Raw genomic sequence first — 1,099 nt, 5'->3', positions numbered from 1 at the left:
AGGCAGCAATCTAGCCGTTAACAAAGAGATCGTTTCGATTGCTGGTAAACCTTACGCAGCGGGAGACACTTATAAACCAGAAGATGAGGTGGTGTATAAGTTTACGGTGACCAACACCGAACCTGTATGGCGTGATGAGGCCGCGATTCAAGACATCATCTCTAATGTTCGTGTTGAAGTTATTGGTGACACAACGAAATCGGCATTTTCAGAATCTGAAATCAGCCACGTCTTTACCTCTGTTGGTACCAGTGGCACGCAAGACACCTACATCGGACCATACGATGCCACCGATGATCTGGATTTGGTGGTCGATATTGCGCCTGAAGAAGTCATCGAATTTACCGTAAAGGGGAAAGTTCGCGCTGATGCTGTCGGTGATATCGATGGAAACACCGCAAAAGCCGGCAACCAGAGTGACACAACGGAAACCATTCCTCCTGTCGCACCTGTTTTAGATTTCCAAAACCTGGTGCTGAACACGACCGCCGACAGCAGTACGTGTACGTTCCCATCTTCGACGGGTACTGATTGTCACTACAATCCGAATGGCCAGATCCAGTATCAAGTCTCAGTCACCAACGTAGGTGAAAGTACCACTAATGGTGCCACCATTGTGGATGAACTGGACAAGATTAACACGTCTGATGGCAAACCAGCTTTTACGGATTACAGCGTGGCGATTGTTAGTGCACCAACGTCAGACCGCTTCTCCATCAATGGTCAGTATCAAGGCAATGTACCTTTAAACGCAGCATTCGATCTGATGCCAGGCGATACCGTTGTCTTTGAAATTGATGGCACGGTTGCGGCGGATGCAACGGGCGCAATAACGAACGTAGCAAAAGTTGCAGGCGTGGACAGTAATGCTGTCGTGCTTGATCCGGGACCTTCGAATCTGCTGGCGCAAAAGTCGACGGACACTCCGACGTACACGCCGGGCTCGGAAGTGCGCTATCAGATGCGAATTCGCAACGTAACCACCAATAATGAGCTGGTGGATGTGCGCGATACTATTAGTAGCTATTTGGTTGAGACCGCGGACGGCACTGAAAAAGTAGCACTGAAAGATTGGAGTGTAAGCGCGAGTGTTATCTCT

Annotated in this window: 1 protein-coding gene; it reads left to right on the top strand. The window is 49.2% G+C overall.

Annotation, left to right across the window (positions count from 1 at the left end):
• Positions 1 to 1,099 (top strand): hypothetical protein (locus R7F67_RS24795; RefSeq protein WP_318057527.1); only part of this gene is annotated, 1,099 nt, incomplete at both ends.

Source organism: Vibrio sp. YT-17 (assembly GCF_033337375.1).
In the GTDB taxonomy this organism is placed as follows: domain Bacteria; phylum Pseudomonadota; class Gammaproteobacteria; order Enterobacterales; family Vibrionaceae; genus Vibrio; species Vibrio alginolyticus.
The sequence above is the reverse complement of the archived record's forward strand: the minus strand, read 5'-3'. Positions and strand labels throughout refer to the sequence as shown.